General features: G+C 62.4%; 13 protein-coding genes. 5 read left to right on the forward strand and 8 right to left on the reverse strand.

Going from position 1 to position 13,712, the window contains the following annotated elements; all coding sequences use genetic code 11:
• Positions 1–8 precede the first annotated feature (8 nt).
• Entirely contained in the window at positions 9–3,080 is a 3,072-nt protein-coding gene (locus tag JMY28_RS06725) for a peptidase domain-containing ABC transporter (protein WP_201695094.1), read from the forward strand.
• Positions 3,077–4,396 carry a sigma-54 interaction domain-containing protein gene (locus tag JMY28_RS06730; protein ID WP_201695095.1) on the forward strand — a complete coding sequence of 440 codons (1,320 nt, stop codon included), beginning with the start codon at positions 3,077–3,079 and terminating at the stop codon, positions 4,394–4,396. The genes JMY28_RS06725 and JMY28_RS06730 overlap by 4 nt, the downstream gene beginning before the upstream one ends.
• A 621-nt stretch (positions 4,397–5,017) precedes the next feature.
• Here JMY28_RS06730 and JMY28_RS06735 read toward each other — a convergent pair.
• Together JMY28_RS06735 and JMY28_RS06740 are read right to left on the reverse strand one after the other, a co-directional pair.
• Complete coding sequence (locus tag JMY28_RS06735; RefSeq protein ID WP_201695096.1) at positions 5,018–5,788, reverse strand: PP2C family protein-serine/threonine phosphatase; 771 nt, start codon at positions 5,786–5,788, stop codon at positions 5,018–5,020.
• Positions 5,789–5,805: 17 nt separating this feature from the next.
• The gene (locus tag JMY28_RS06740) at positions 5,806–6,099 is read right to left on the reverse strand and encodes a hypothetical protein (protein ID WP_201695097.1); all 294 of its coding nucleotides are present in this window, start codon (positions 6,097–6,099) and stop codon (positions 5,806–5,808) included.
• A 476-nt stretch (positions 6,100–6,575) separates the two neighbouring features.
• On the opposite strand from JMY28_RS06740, the gene JMY28_RS06745 reads away from it, so the two are divergent.
• Together JMY28_RS06745 and JMY28_RS06750 are read left to right on the forward strand one after the other, a co-directional pair.
• Positions 6,576–7,040 carry a lecithin retinol acyltransferase family protein gene (locus JMY28_RS06745; protein WP_236596731.1) on the forward strand — a complete coding sequence of 155 codons (465 nt, stop codon included), beginning with the start codon at positions 6,576–6,578 and terminating at the stop codon, positions 7,038–7,040.
• Positions 7,041–7,098: 58 nt separating this feature from the next.
• Entirely contained in the window at positions 7,099–7,341 is a 243-nt protein-coding gene (locus tag JMY28_RS06750; RefSeq protein WP_028204751.1) for a hypothetical protein, read from the forward strand.
• 2 nt (positions 7,342–7,343) lie between these two features.
• Here JMY28_RS06750 and JMY28_RS06755 read toward each other — a convergent pair whose 3' ends face one another.
• The 3 genes from JMY28_RS06755 to JMY28_RS06765 form a co-directional block, all read right to left on the reverse strand.
• Positions 7,344–7,559 carry a hypothetical protein gene (locus JMY28_RS06755; RefSeq protein ID WP_201695099.1) on the reverse strand — a complete coding sequence of 72 codons (216 nt, stop codon included), beginning with the start codon at positions 7,557–7,559 and terminating at the stop codon, positions 7,344–7,346.
• Between the two features lie 127 nt (positions 7,560–7,686).
• Positions 7,687–7,959: a hypothetical protein gene (locus JMY28_RS06760; protein WP_201695100.1), complete on the reverse strand. Its 273-nt coding sequence runs from the start codon at positions 7,957–7,959 to the stop codon at positions 7,687–7,689.
• A gap of 97 nt (positions 7,960–8,056) precedes the next feature.
• Complete coding sequence (locus JMY28_RS06765) at positions 8,057–8,332, reverse strand: hypothetical protein (protein ID WP_201695101.1); 276 nt, start codon at positions 8,330–8,332, stop codon at positions 8,057–8,059.
• A 531-nt stretch (positions 8,333–8,863) separates the two neighbouring features.
• Between JMY28_RS06765 and JMY28_RS06770 the strand changes: the two genes are divergently transcribed.
• Entirely contained in the window at positions 8,864–10,960 is a 2,097-nt protein-coding gene (locus JMY28_RS06770) for a serine/threonine protein kinase (RefSeq protein WP_201695102.1), read from the forward strand.
• 107 nt (positions 10,961–11,067) lie between these two features.
• Here JMY28_RS06770 and JMY28_RS06775 read toward each other — a convergent pair whose 3' ends face one another.
• From JMY28_RS06775 to JMY28_RS06785, 3 genes are all read right to left on the reverse strand, one after another.
• Positions 11,068–11,796, reverse strand: coding sequence for a pentapeptide repeat-containing protein (locus JMY28_RS06775; protein WP_201695103.1), 729 nt, complete (start codon positions 11,794–11,796; stop codon positions 11,068–11,070).
• A gap of 186 nt (positions 11,797–11,982) precedes the next feature.
• The gene (locus tag JMY28_RS06780) at positions 11,983–12,909 is read right to left on the reverse strand and encodes a pyridoxal-phosphate dependent enzyme (protein WP_201695104.1); all 927 of its coding nucleotides are present in this window, start codon (positions 12,907–12,909) and stop codon (positions 11,983–11,985) included.
• Positions 12,910–13,032: 123 nt separating this feature from the next.
• On the reverse strand, positions 13,033–13,665 hold the full coding sequence (locus tag JMY28_RS06785; RefSeq protein WP_236596732.1) for an energy transducer TonB: 633 nt from the start codon (positions 13,663–13,665) through the stop codon (positions 13,033–13,035).
• Positions 13,666–13,712 lie beyond the last annotated feature (47 nt).

Here is a 13,712-nt window from a genome sequence, read left to right on the forward strand (position 1 = left end):
CCAAGCAGATGGACACTCAGGCGCCCGCACCGGCCAGCGCACCTTCGCTGGCGGATTTTCTCGCATCGGTCGAACCGCTTTCGCTTTTTTCGCGCGAAGAACTCGACCGCCTCGCCGCGCAGGTGGAAACGCGCAGCTACGCATTCGGCGACACGCTCTGCAAGCGCGGCGAACCTGCCGCCGGACTCTACGTGATCCGTTCGGGCTCGGTGCGCCTGATCGCCGAAGAGCGCGGCAAGGAAATGAGCCTCGGTGTGCGCAAGGAACGCGAAGTCTTTGGCGAGATCGCCATGCTGCGCGATTACTGGCACGAAGTGTCGGTGCGTGCTTCGGCGAAAACCGACGTGCTGTGCATCCCGCGTGCGGCGCTCGAACCGTTGCTCGCCGCCAATCCGGCCGCGCAGTCGTTCGTGACGAGCTATGTGGCGATCAGCTCCGCGGGCGGTTTCGTCTCGCGGCTTTTCGACCTGCGCGGCAAGCTTTCTCGCGCCGAGCTGGAAGAATATGTGTCGAGCGTGGGCGTCAAGCGCGTGAGCGCGGGCAAGGAGATCATCCATCAAGGCGCGGGCGGCGATATGCGCCTGTATGTCGTGCGTCAGGGCGAGGTCAGCATTGCGCGCGAGGAAGACGGCAGCGTCTATCAGATCGCGAAGCTTGGCGCGGGCGAGATCTTCGGCGAACGCGCGTGCCTGCTCCGCCAGGATCAGCCCGCGAGCGTCACGGCGCTCACCGATGTACGGCTGCTGGTGATTCCCGAGAAGACCGTGCACTTCATGCTGGAGCGCAACCCCAAGTTGCGCGAGGTGTTGGAAGAGCGCGTGCGCTTCACCGAACGCGAATTGCAGCGGCAGAAGAAGCTCGCCGAGCGCCGCAGCCGGCCAGTTGCCGTGGACAGCGGCGCGGATGCGAAATTCAGCGAACGCGTGGTCAAGCGCTTCGTGCTGGTCGAGCAGGCCGAGGAGATGGACTGCGGCGCGGCGTGCCTCGCGATGATCTGCCGGCACTACGGCATTCCCATGACGCTCGGCAAGCTGCGCGACCTCGCGAACGTGACGACCCAGGGCGCGACGCTGGAAAGTCTCGCACGCACCGGCGAGGCACTCGGCTTCGCCACGCGTGGCGTGCAGTGCACATACGAAGCGCTGCAAGGCTTTGAGCTGCCCTTTATCGCGCACTGGGAGGGCTACCACTATATCGTCGTGTATGGCGTTTCGAAGCAATGGGTGAGGGTGGCAGACCCGGCGCTCGGCTTTCGCAAACTGAGCGTCGAAGCATTCGAGCGCGGCTGGAACGGCACGTGCCTGTTGTTCACAGCGGGCGAAACCACCGGCGCGCAGGCAGCGACGCGCTCGGCGTGGGTGCGCTTCATCGGTTATCTGCTGCCTTACCGGAAAATACTCGCGCACCTGTTTCTCGCGACCTTCGTGATCCAGATGCTGGGCGTGGTGCCGCCGCTCATCATCCAGAACATTCTCGACAGCGTGATCGTCCACCAGAACGTGAGTCTGCTGCACCTGTTGATCGTCGGGCTCATTATCTCGCACGTGTTTACGCAACTCATGGCGACGATACGCGCGCATCTGTCGAATTTCATGGTACGCAGTCTCGACTTCGCGATGATGTCGCAGTTCTTCAAGCACACCATGTCGCTGCCGTTCTCGTTTTTCGCGCGCCGTAAAACGGGCGATATCTTCGCACGCTTTCAGGAGAACCAAACGATACGCGCGTTCCTCACTGAATCGACGGTGACCACGGCGCTCAACCTCCTGATGATCTTCATCTACTTCACGATCATGTTCCTCTACAACGTGAAGCTGACGCTGCTGCTCATCGCGTTCGTGATTCCCATTATGGCGCTCACCGCCATTGCCACACCGCGCATCAAGCGCTATGCGCGCGAGGTCTTTTCTGTGTCCACGGACGCGCGCTCCATGCTGATGGAGACGCTGGGCGGCGCCGAAACCGTGAAGGGCATGGGCATAGAAAGAGCGGTGCGTCTGAAGTGGGAGCGCAAGTATGCGAAGTCGCTCGAAGTGCAGTATCGCGCGCAGGCGTTCAACATTCTGGTGGGTCTCGGCAGCCAGTTGCTCAATGCCGCGACCACGATCGTGATCCTGTGGGCGGGCGCCACGCTCGTGCTCAATCAGGAGTTGAGCATCGGGCAGCTCATCGCGTTCAATGCGTTCATGGGCAGCGTGCTTGCGCCGCTCATGGGTCTGGTCGGGCTATGGAGCCTCATGAACGACGCGGCGGTCGCGATGGAGCGGCTAGGCGACGTGCTCGACATCGAGCCGGAGCAGAAGCCCGCCGACCTCGGCTCGCGCGTGCTGCTTCCCGACCTGCAGGGCGATATTGAGTTCGACGGTGTGTATTTCCGCTATGGCGGCAACGAAACGCCTTACGTGCTGGAAAACATCAGCTTCTCGGTGGGACGCGGCCAGATGGTGGCGATCGTGGGGCGCAGCGGCTCCGGCAAGACGACGCTCGCCAAGCTGCTAGTGGGCTTCTACGCGCCGACCGAAGGCAAGATCAACGTGGACGGCTACGACATGAGCGCGATCGACCACGCGTACTTTCGCGCCCAGGTGGGCTACGTGATGCAGACGAACCTCGTGTTTTCCGGCACGATCGCCGAGAACATCGCCTGCGGCGATGCCACGCCGGACTGGCGGCGCATGGAGGAAGTCGCGCGCATGGCCGACGCGCACGCGTTCATCAGCAAAATGCCGCTCGGCTACGAGCAGATGGTGGGCGAGCGCGGCGTGGGCCTTTCGGGCGGGCAGATACAGCGCCTTTGCATTGCGCGCGCGCTATATCACGACCCGCGCCTGCTTGTGTTCGACGAAGCCACCTCGTCGCTCGACACGCAGTCGGAAAGCAACATCCTCTCGAACATGCACGACATTCTTCAGGGCCGCACGGCGCTCATCATCGCGCACCGGCTGAGCACCATCATGCGGGCAGACAAGATTCTTGTGCTCTACGAAGGCGCTATCGTGGAGCAGGGGCGGCACGAAGAACTCGTCGAGCGCAAGGGCATGTATTACCAGCTCGTTCAAAAGCAGCTTGGGCCATCATGAAACTCTTCGACCCGCATGGATTCGGCAGCTCCGTTGTGTCTTATGCGGGGCTGCTCGAGAAGATCGAGATCCTTCGCTCCACGCTGCGCTGGGCGCCGCGGCTCGAGCGCACCGATATCGAAAAGCTTTTGAACCAGTCGAACGCGTTGCGCGAGGAAGTCATGCAGCTCTCGCGCAAGGAGCGGTTCGTCGAAGCGGCTGCCGAGGCGCCCGAGGCGCTCGATGCGCTGGAAAGGCCGGATGCCATGGCGCCTTCCGCGCACCGGCGGCGCGAGGCGCTCATCGAGCGCAGCTTCATATTCGAAGGCATATTCGGCGACAACCCGAAGTTGCTGGCCGCACTGGAGATCGCGGAAAAGGCGGCGCCCACCGACCTGCCCGTGTTGATCGACGGCGAAAGCGGCACGGGCAAGGAGCTGATGGCGAAGGTGATTCACGCCAACGGCGCGCGCGCCGACCGCCCGTACATCTCGGTCAACTGTGGGGCGATACCCGAGAACCTGCTCGAATCGGAGTTGTTCGGCCATCGCAGAGGGGCGTTCACGGGCGCGTCGAGCGATCGCAAAGGGAAGTTCGAAAGCGCGCATACGGGAACGATCTTTCTGGACGAGATCGGCGAGTTGCCGCTCCAGGGGCAGGTGAAACTGCTGCGTGTGCTCGAAGCGCACGAAATCCAGCGGGTGGGCTCCGATGAAACCATTGGTGTGGACACGCGTATTGTTGCGGCGACGAACCGCAACCTGCGCGAACTCGCGGCGCAAGGGCAATTTCGCGAGGATCTCTTTTACCGGCTGAGCGTCATTCATGTCACGCTGCCTGCGCTGCGCGAACGCAACGATGAAATTCCGCTGCTCATTGCGTATTTCGGCGACGAGGCGGCTGGGCAGCTTAAACGCCGGCCCTTGAAGCTCACGCCCAAGCTGCGTGACTTTTTGCTGACGTATGCCTACCCGGGGAATATTCGCGAGCTGCGCAATCTCGTGTATCGGTTGTCGTGTCTTGCCGGCGATACGGCAGATGTCGAGCACTTGCCCGACGATATTCGGCCTAAGCCCGCGGCGCTGGCGCTACGCGCGATGGAAGCCGAGACGGCTGGCATGCCACTTTCGCTTAGCGATGCGAAGCGCGCTGCGAGCGATGAGGCCGAGCGGGCGTTTCTCGAGCGGGGGTTGCAGGAAACTGGTGGCACCGTGGCCGAGCTTGCGCGGCGCTGTGATATGAATCGGTCGCACTTGCAGATGCTGCTCAAGAAGCACGGTATTCATTCGAAGGACTTTCGGCATGCCGAGAAGATGAATCACGTGAAAGAATCGTGAGTTTGTTTGGGGGGGTGTCGTGGTTCTGGTTGTTTTTGGCCTTTCCTTGTGTTCGTGTCGGTATGCCGGTGTTGCCCCTGTGCGGGGCGGCACCTACTTTCTTTGCAGCGGCAAAGAAAGTAGGCAAAGAAAGCCGCTCACACCGCCAGCGCCAGCCACAGTTCATCTCTGGCCGTACATGCCAGTGGCTCCGGAGCGTCTGTCACCACTCGCCCACAATCGGAGTGACAAGGCGCTCATACCTCCGGCGGCGCTACGCGCGCCGAAGGGCATAACCCAAAACCATTCGGGCGCATGATTTCTCGCTAATGCCCGTTCGTACCATTTGGTTTCCCTTGCAGACCCGGCCGCTGCACGCGTAGCGAGCAGCGGGATGAATGAGCCCTTTGTCACTAAGTTCAGTGGTGCGAGGCGACAGACGCTCCGGAGCCACTAACTGTGGTGGCGCGAGATGAACCGTGGCAGGCACTAGCGGTGTAAGCGGCTTTCTTTGCCTACTTTCTTTGCCGCTGCAAAGAAAGTAGGTGCCGCCCCGCACAGGGGCAACGCTGGCATACCGACGCGAACACAAGGAAAGGCCAAAACAGCCAGAACGACCACCACCACGAACAAACCACGCTCTCAGCGCCCCACAGCAGGATTCACCAGCGTCCGATCCGACGCAACAGGATCATCCACCCTGACGACCACCGCCGTGATGTTATCGCGCCCGCCCGCCTGCAAGGCCATCTCCACGAGTGTTTCGGTTGCCTGCTGGCAGTCGCCGGCCTCTAGCGCGCGCACGATCTCGGGTGCCTGCACTTCATTGCTCAGGCCGTCGCTGCACAGCAAAAAAAGGTCTCCGTCGCGCACGACGATGCGGCCTTCGTCTAGATCAAGCCAGTCTGCCGCACCGACGGCCCGTGTTATCAAATGCTGCGAGGGATGGTGGCGCGCCGCTTCGGCGCTCAAATGCCCCTGCGCCTGAAGCTCCGCCACGTAACTGTGGTCGGTCGTGAGCGGTTCGAGCTGCGCATCGCGGTACAGATAGATGCGGCTGTCGCCCGCCCATAGCCAGCCGAATTCGCGCCCCCTCGCCATCAGCGCGGCAACGGTGCTGCCGATCATGCGAACCCCGCGCCGCGCCGCTTCTTCGCGCAACTGGTGATTCACGGTCTGCAGCGTGCCACGCGCGGCGGTCGAAAAGCTGGTGAGCGTGTTGGGGATGGCGAGGCCTCCGAGCGCGCGCACGATCATGCCGCTGGCAAGATCGCCCGCCGTGTGCCCGCCCATGCCGTCCGCCACTGCCCATAGGCCCTTCTGGGGCAGATCGAGACATGCATCTTCGTTGAGCGCCCGTACACGGCCTACGTCCGTGCGCGATGCCGAGCTCCATAACAATCCGCCTGCCACGATCGAGCCTCCATAGGCTACGCGACGAGTCCGTTATTCTTGCCGTTCTGGCCCACGCCTACCGTCACGTTCGAATTGGATGCGGAGTTGGTCACGTCGAGCGTCTGGTACTGATTGACGACCTGATTCGCGTAGAACGTGTTGTTGGTCTGGTAGAGATTGATGATGGATCCGAGCGGGGAAGGCTGTGCGGGCTCGTAGGGCTGTATCCAGCCGAATACCCACGGCGCGCCTGCGCCCCGGATGAACGACATGGCCTTGCGGTCGAGATCGCATTGCAGGTGAAGGTCGGTGATGGCGAGCGAAGTCATGACAGGTCTCCGTCAAGATATGGCCGCGGGCGCGCGGCGTTCCGACCATACCTTGCAAGCAGCATGCCATTTTTCGGCGAAACGCGGCGCTCGCGCGCCCTGGCCCGGTGAGGCTTGCTCCATATGACGTTGCACTCGCCCTGCGCGTTTTGTGCGCGCCCATGCCTCATCGGTCTGCGGCGCAATCGTCGTGTGCTCACCAACACGCAGGATGCCCGTCGTCATCAGGACTCCGACACTTAGGCAATCCCGCTTTGTGTACCCGGTTGGCGGCGAACTGATGGTTTATCGCCGACACAACCGAAGCGTTCGAGTTGGCGCGCGGCCGACACACTGGCGCCTCCCGCACGCACGCTCTCCCGCTACGCCTTATAGAACCGTGATCGCTCGCCTGGCATGTCTGATGCAGGTTAGTTGGCAACCGGCAAACCGTTGAACAGCACGCGATGCCAGCAACCAGCCAGACGGATGCAGCCATGAGCCCCGATCTTCAACCGACGTTGCACAGAGAGGAACCGCCGCTCGGCGCGCATCTCGTGTCGCGTCGCGCGGGCTACAACCATCACGGTATCTATGTCGGTGCTGGGCGCGTCGTCCACTACGCCGGGTTGTGCGTATCGCTGCATCGCGGTCCGATTGAAGAGGTCACGCTCGAACGTTTCGCGGCTGGCTGCGAAGTCGACATCGTCGCGCATCCGTGCGCGGCCTTCGCGGGCCGAGAAGCCGTGGCGCGTGCGCGCTCGCGTCTGGGCGAAGACCGCTACCGCCTGCTCAGCAACAACTGCGAACACTTCTGTACCTGGTGCGTGGACGGCAAGGGCCGCAGCGAACAAGTCCGTACCTGCATTGCCCATCCACTTGCCGGCCTGCGCGTGGTTCGCGCGCTGGTTCGCGCACGCCGCGTGCAAGCCCACTACGCGTACGCCGTGCAGGCGGCGTGAACGCCATTTCCTGTCGACGCCGATACACCGCGCTTCGCCACTTGCTTCGGAGACCATCATGAATTCCGCCGAAACCTCGCTGCGCACCCTCGTCGACAAGTGGCTCGCACCCAATGCGCGTGTGCCGGCCCGCGTGGTGCGTTTTAGCCGCACGCAGGAGCAACGGCTGCGTTATGTTTGCGTAGAGGCGGTCCATCCTGCGCGCACGATTGCAATCTTCTTCTTCCGTCACGACGACGGCACGTGGTGCGTATTTCCGCCTGCCAGCACGCGTCCGGCCATGACCGCGCGCGCTGCGTGAATTCAACGCAACAGCGTGGGGCGGGGTCGCGCCGTGGCGATGGTTGCCGGCCCCCGCTGCGCAGGTGAGCCTTCGATCTCCACACGTACCCCGATGAACGGCCGCGGCACGAGAAGCGTGCGCTGCGAGGCGACGCGGGCGCCGCCCATGATCGCGGCCATGGCCTGCCGGTCCAGTTCCACGCTTTCCGGAAGATCCTTGATGACGATAATGCTCATGGTCTGCTCCACGAGAGCGGATTGGGTTTGATGGGTTTCGTTTGAGTATAGGCGGTGGTGCGCGGCGCACGTAAACAAGCAGGCGGCGCCTCGCGGCGCCGTCTGCATTTTCGCTTCGCGGCAACGGCTAAAACAGCACGCCGGTGTTTGCGTATTGCGAGGGATTGACCTTGAGATTCAGTGGTCCGAAACCCGCGCCGATATAACCGATGTTGTTGAGCGCGGCGACGTCGACGACCTGAACCTGCGAAATGTTCTGCACGATGTTGGGCGACACGTTGATATTGGCAATCGGGCCATAGCCACCGTACGCGCTGTTGGTGCCGCCGCGTACGGCTGTCATGGCGCGGCGGTCGAGTTCCGTTCCGGGAGCCAGCTCGCGGATAACGAGAGAAGTCATGATGAGCCTCCAGTTGCTGATAAATGGGGCGGATGAATCCAGGCGGGCGCGGCACACGAAGAAAAGCAGGGGTGTGGTCGCGCCGCTGCCGGGACGATCAGAAGTTGATCGTGTTATGCGCCGTCTGCACCGGGTTGACCGTTGCGTGGATGTTCGACGCGAATGCAACGTCGTTGCCCACATTGTTCGCGATGCTGTTCGTCTGGCCGATGACTTGTTCGGCGGTGAAGTTCGTCGAGTCGTACTTGAAGGTCGGCATCGACGGGTAGTAGCCGGGCCAGAGGCTCAGGCCGCCACCGCCGCGCACGGCGCTCATTTCGCTGCGGTCGAGTTCTTGCGCGACGCTCAGGTCGGCGATCATCAGCTTGCTCATGACAGTTCTCCAGAAGGGCAGTACAGGGTAGTTGGCGAATGAGCTGCAGTATCTTGCGGGCTCGCTCTTCTTAATGCACAGGTTGTGCCAGCGACGTCACCGTCAACTCACTTGCCGCTCAACGCCTTGTGCGGCGGGGTTTTACGCCAGTCCGCCACGCGTGCGCAGGGCAGGCGGCAGCGCTCGCGCGCGAAAACGCTGATGGCGCGAGCCCAACAGCGCGCGGCGAAGCCGTTGGATTCGGGGCAACACGCGTGAGCCAGAGGCCAGGTTCAGGCACCGATTGCACTGCGTGCGGCGGCAGACTAATCTTTCATCAGACCTTGCTGTATGGTGACTGGCGCGGGCCGTCCGAGATCACGGTGAGCGCAGATTCGGCGGCGACTCTGTATGCTTTAAGGATGACGAGGCCACGTTGCAGCGGGCTCGACGGAGAATCGGGGCACGCAGCCAGATGCGGCGCGATCGTGCGCCGGGAGCATGTGACGGAAAGCGCCTCGGCCATCCTGAAGCTGAGTTGAAGGCATACGAATGATGAGCCTTGCGCAGCTGATCCAGACATTCCAGAGCGGGGCGCTCTCACGTGAGGCGTTCTTCGCCGAGATCGACCACGTGCTCGCGGTCGACGCGGCCAATTGCGCTCGCCTGCGCGAAGTGGTGGACGCGACGCAGACCGTCCATCCGCTGCCGGATGCCGTGTATGCCGAGCTTCTGCGCCGCATCGAACATCGCCAGGACAATACGGGGGCCGTGGACGACTCCACTCGCATCCACGAAGCGCTTGCCGCTGCGCGCTCTGCCTCTGCGGGCGACGACGCGGAACATGTGAAGGGCATTGGCGACACGCTCAACGGACGCTTCGTGCTTGAAGAATGCTTAGGCGTGGGCGGCATGGGCACCGTCTACAAGGCGCTCGATTTACGCAAGCTGGAAGCTTCGGACCGCAAACCTTATATCGCGATCAAGGTGCTGAACGTGCAGTTCCGCGGCCAGCCCACTTCGCTGATCGCGCTGCAACGCGAGGCACGCAAGGCGCAGACGCTCGCACACCGCAATATCGTCACGGTGTACGACTTCGACCGCGACGGGCCGCTCGTCTACCTCACGATGGAATATCTGTCCGGCAAGCCGCTCAGCAAGCTGTTGCGTGCGCAGGGTTTCGCGGGCATGCCGTTCGAGCAGGCGCGGCCGGTCATTGCCGGCATGGGACAGGCGCTGGCTTATGCGCATGAGCGCGGTTTCGTGCATTGCGACTTCAAGCCCGCCAATGTTTTCCTCACCGATGGCGGCGATGTGAAAGTGATTGACTTCGGCATTGCGCGCGTATTCCAGCGGCCCGAAGAAGATCCCGACGTCACCGTGTTCGATCCCGCGACGCTTGGCGGTATCACGCCAGCCTATGCGAGCCCGGAGATGTTCGAGCATCGCGAGCCTGACCCGCGTGACGATATCTACGCGCTCGCCTGTGTGACCTACGAACTGTTGACGGGAAAGCATCCCTTCAACCGAAAATCGGCCACACAGGCTCGTAGCGAAAAGATGCGCGCCGAGCGAGCGCCGGGGCTCGATCGCGGCCAATGGCGCACCTTGAGCGCGGCGCTTTCGTTTGACCGCGCTTCGCGCACGGCGAGCGTCAATCAGTTTCTCGAGGGCATGGGCGTGCTCGCGTATGCGTCGGCGTTCTCGGGCGCGCGGGTCGGCGCCGTTGGCGTGGGGGTTATTGTCGTCGCTGCGGGGTTGTGGGTGGGGTATCGTGTGCTTTCAGAACACGGGCAAACGGGCGCAAAGCCCTCCGAGGCCGCCATCGCCACCACCGCTCCCGCTAGCGCAACGAAGACGGCCTCGGAAGCGGCGGCCTCGCCAGTGCTTGCTGCTACGCCTGCGGCTGTGGTCGCCAGCGTGCCTGCCGTGAGCACGGTTGCAGCGGTTCCCGTGTCGAGCGCTCCGGTGCCCGACGCGGCGTCGCTCGCCGCGTTGAATGCGACGCTTGCGCGCATCCCGTGCTCGGCGCTTGCGGCGTCGCTGCCCGGGCAAGTGATCCAGGTGCGTGGCTTTGCCAATGTGGGCGAGGCGCACGTGCACAACGCGCTCGCGCAAACGCCGGGCGGGCAGGCCGCGAAACTCGACGTGACCGCGGTGGAAAACCACAACTGCGAAGTCGTGAGCGCATTCGCGCCGTACTGGCGCGCCAATCATCTGGCGGGCAGCGGCGCGACGATCCATACCCAGCCGCTCGATGCGCACCTCACGCAGGGCATGCCGCTCATCGTCGATATCACCACGCCGCATTACGACTCATACGTCAACGTGGATTATTTCGCGCTCGACGGCAGTGTCGTGCATCTTGTTCCCAGCAATGTCGAGCGCGACAACCAGGCGCCGCCCGGGTTCTCGGCGACGGTCGGAGGGTCGGGCTACTGGCTCGTGGACAAGCCATTCGGTACGGAGATGATCGTTTTGCTGATTACGCCCGCGCCGTTGTTTGATGGGCTGCGTCCTGCTTCCGAGTCTCGCTCGGCCTACCTTGCGGCGGTTGGGCAGCAGTTGAAACAGATGGAAGCGCGGTATGGCGCCGGGCATATCGTTGCGGATTTCGTGCAGATCACGACGCACGCGCGAAATGATTGATGCATGGAAGCGTCATTTTCTCTTGCCCGATCCGAGTGAAAAATATAGCAATCCGAACGAATAATGGGATTGCAAGAAAAGGCCGGCGCGTGCCGGCCTTTTCCGCCTTACATCACCCGCACTCCGCAGTCTCCAACCAGCATCACAGCCTGATCGATGGAGAGTATCGTGCCTTTCAGATGCTGCAGCACGTCGGAGAGACGAAAACCACTTAGGTCTACAGAGCGTAGGTCGGCGCCATCGAAGCGGCTGTTTCGCAGCTGTGCGTTGCTAAGGCTGCCGCCTTCGAACACAGCGTCGCGGAAGTCGCAGTCAGACAGATCCGCGTCGGAAAAATTCAACGCCTCAAGGGTTTGCTTCCGAAACGAGAGCCCCCGCAGATCTGCGCCAACAAGCAGAGAATCGTGAAAGCTAAGCCCCAGCGTGCGGGCATCGACAAAGCGGGCGCCCGTGAGCTTGACCTCGGTAAATGCCGCTGACGCGAGTCTCGAGCCTGTCCAATCGGTATTGTTGAGATCGCTCCGGCAGAAACGCGCGTCACTCAAATTGGCGTAGCGAAACCCCGCCGCTGCGCACTTGCACGCCAACCAGCGGGTTCTTGTGAGTTCGCAGTGCGCCATGAGGGCGTGCTCGAAGTTGCACTGTGAGAATCGGGCGGCTCGCAGATCAAGATTGGAAAGATCTTCGCCGCTAAAACTGCAGTGCTCGAACGTCGGCCCGTCACCACACTCTCGAAGCAGGCGGGTCAGCGCCTCGCGGTCGAAGGTCAATCCGCTGAACAGCGCTCCTTCTCCCGCTTTTTCTCGATTTGACGGCTCATTTGTGTTGCTGCGCATCTGGGCAGGCTCCTCGTCTAGAGGGGCGCGCAGCGTCCTGTCCACAGCGCGTCCCCTCAACTTGGTGAAAGTAAGGTTGACGCCGCGGCATATATAGAACCCAGCAATTGGGCGCAGGAGATACCAACCTGCTACTCTATTTTCGGCGGACAGGATTTTATCGTCTCCGCCGTTACATGCACAAGGTCACCGGCAATCTGCCCGACCTGCCCACGCGCGAATCTGATCGATGGTAGCCGTCGCGCCGCCGCATACGACAACCAGAATCTTCTTGTAATTGGCCAACGCCGGATGCCTGTCGTAAGCGACAGACAACGCCGCGCCGCAAGCCGGCTCAACCAGAATGCGGTGATCCGCGAGAAAGCGCTCGCAGGCAGCGAGTGCGCTGAAGTCCGACACGACGAGGCTGCGTATGGGGTGCTCGTGCACGCAATGCAGCGCCTGTTCGCACACCCGCTTGGCGCCGAGCGACGTGGCGACGCTGGAAATATGCGGCAACTCCACCGTATGACCCGCCTCGACCGCTGCATGGAACGAAGCGGCGCCTTCGGTTTCGACAGCCAACACCGGCACATCGTGCCAATGATTGCGCTGCAGGCCTTCCACCACGCCGGAAAGCAGACCGCCGCCACCGACGGAAAGCACCACGGCGTCCGGCTTGAACCGGGCTTGGGCAACTTCGTCGATCATCGAGGCATGGCCGTGCCATAGCAGCGGATCGTCGAAGGGATGCAGAAAGGCGTCTGTTGCTCCGAGCAAAGTCTGCGCGAACTGGTTCGCCTCTTGCCAGGAACTGCCGTGCACCACGACCTCGGCACCTTCCAGGTGGAGCAGTTCTTTGGCGCGCTCCGTCGTCGTTTCCGGTACTACCACGACAACAGGAATACCCAGGCGCCGACCCGCATAGGCAACGGCAAGACCCGCATTGCCCCCGGAGGAGGAAACGAAACGCTGTGCGCCACGGCTTCGATGTACGGCGCACGCGTGGCCAATGCCCCGGATCTTGAACGATCCACACGGCTGCAACGCGTCGAGCTTGAGCCACACGGATTGATTGCCGAGGACGCTCAAGGCGCGCGATTCCATTAAAGGAGTTTCAAAATGCAGATTCATTGAGATGAGTTTCCGGATTTGCGATCGGAACAACAAGTCGTCGAGGATTTTTCTGGTGTGGCACGACGAGTATATGTCAACGCTTGAGTGGGCGGCATTTTGGTAATCGACAATCTGCCGAACTCACTCGACATTGAAATGGACGCGGATGTCCTGTTCGCTTTCGACCGGATGTCCTTCTTTCATTGCCGGGAAAAAATGCCAGTTTCGAAGTGTTTCCAGTAGCAACTGGTTCAGACGTGGGTTCTGTGTCGGCTTGACAAGCGCGACGTCGACCGAGCCGTCCGAATGAATGGTGAAGCGGGCTAACGCCACGGACTGATACGCGTACTCGCGCAGGTCATCGGGAAGCACGGGTAGCGGCTGGACGACCGGACGCGCGGTGGTATCGCCGGACGATGCCGAGGGAGGACCCGAAGACGCGGGCGTCGCCGCTGCGTTCTCGGCGCTGACGTGAGTCGTCGTCGTGGCGGGCGGCGCGGCGGCAGCCGCAGGCAACGGGGATTCGGTATGCGCGGGCAAGCGCGCGGGAGCCGCTACCATCGGCCGATTGAACGGCCGAACCACGCGCTCGGGTCGGGACGGCGCTGCGACGGTCGGAGCAAGGCGCGCGACCACGGCCGGCGCTGGGGGCGGCGCTCGCGGAATGATTTCTACCAGACGCGCGTCGAGCGTCAACGGCCGCACAGGTTCCGCATTTTCCGAAAGACCGACGACGAAGACGCTGACGAACGCAGACCACAGCGCGAGCGCCACAACGCATCCGGCCACGACTCTCAGGCCGCGTGTGTCAAGCAGCATCA

It is taken from the genome of Paraburkholderia hiiakae (assembly GCF_904848665.1).
Lineage (GTDB): Bacteria > Pseudomonadota > Gammaproteobacteria > Burkholderiales > Burkholderiaceae > Paraburkholderia > Paraburkholderia hiiakae.

Bases quoted from the DNA above. Each gene is read 5' to 3' on its own strand.
- JMY28_RS06775 (WP_201695103.1), bottom strand. From the start codon at position 11,796: ATGCGCAGCAACACAAATGAGCCGTCAAATCGAGAAAAAGCGGGAGAA.
- JMY28_RS06745 (WP_236596731.1), top strand. From the start codon at position 6,576: ATGAGCCCCGATCTTCAACCGACGTTGCACAGAGAGGAACCGCCGCTC.
- JMY28_RS06740 (WP_201695097.1), bottom strand. From the start codon at position 6,099: ATGACTTCGCTCGCCATCACCGACCTTCACCTGCAATGCGATCTCGAC.
- JMY28_RS06730 (WP_201695095.1), top strand. From the start codon at position 3,077: ATGAAACTCTTCGACCCGCATGGATTCGGCAGCTCCGTTGTGTCTTAT.
- JMY28_RS06750 (WP_028204751.1), top strand. From the start codon at position 7,099: ATGAATTCCGCCGAAACCTCGCTGCGCACCCTCGTCGACAAGTGGCTC.
- JMY28_RS06780 (WP_201695104.1), bottom strand. From the start codon at position 12,909: ATGAATCTGCATTTTGAAACTCCTTTAATGGAATCGCGCGCCTTGAGC.
- JMY28_RS06770 (WP_201695102.1), top strand. From the start codon at position 8,864: ATGATGAGCCTTGCGCAGCTGATCCAGACATTCCAGAGCGGGGCGCTC.
- JMY28_RS06755 (WP_201695099.1), bottom strand. From the start codon at position 7,559: ATGAGCATTATCGTCATCAAGGATCTTCCGGAAAGCGTGGAACTGGAC.
- JMY28_RS06765 (WP_201695101.1), bottom strand. From the start codon at position 8,332: ATGAGCAAGCTGATGATCGCCGACCTGAGCGTCGCGCAAGAACTCGAC.
- JMY28_RS06725 (WP_201695094.1), top strand. From the start codon at position 9: ATGGACACTCAGGCGCCCGCACCGGCCAGCGCACCTTCGCTGGCGGAT.
- JMY28_RS06760 (WP_201695100.1), bottom strand. From the start codon at position 7,959: ATGACTTCTCTCGTTATCCGCGAGCTGGCTCCCGGAACGGAACTCGAC.